1 protein-coding gene is annotated in these 496 nt (G+C 34.9%); it reads right to left on the bottom strand.

Annotated elements, in window-relative coordinates:
* Positions 1 to 496: transposase (locus ACTQZM_RS12020; RefSeq protein ID WP_441653897.1), on the bottom strand; the 496-nt coding region annotated here is incomplete at both ends.

The raw sequence follows: 496 nt of genomic DNA, 5'->3' as shown, positions 1-496 counted from the left end.
TTCCCTTCTAATTTTCCGTTGGAGTAAGGGGATTGTAGCGCATTTTTTATAGCGTGTGTATGTTTGATTAAATATTTTAGTGATTTTTTAAAGGCTATATCTAAGTCTTCAGGTAGCGTGTGAAGAATATGGAAGAATTCGTCTAGCTGCTTTTGATGAAAACAAGCAAGTAGCTCTTGATAAATCTGGTAACACTGTCTGAATGCATCATCAAAACTAAGTAACGTATCCACCACCTCAGTCTGTGTTACATATCTTCGATCGAATAAGGGATATTGTACATATTTTTCAAAGTTTAAGTGATCTTCAGGCATTAAAAGCAGCTTCCAATAGCGTTTGAATTTATTGTAAGCACGTTGATTTTTATAGCGCAATGCTTTCATCACTTGAATTCTTTTTTTATTCAACGCTCGAGTGAGTTGTTGGATAATATGGAAACGATCAATGACAATTGATGCATTGGGCAATACTTCTTTAATGACATAAGGATAAGCGG

It is taken from the genome of Enterococcus cecorum (assembly GCF_052119425.1).
Taxonomy (GTDB): domain Bacteria; phylum Bacillota; class Bacilli; order Lactobacillales; family Enterococcaceae; genus Enterococcus_E; species Enterococcus_E cecorum_C.
Note: the sequence above shows the minus strand (reverse complement) of the source record. Positions and strands in the feature narration are given on the sequence as shown.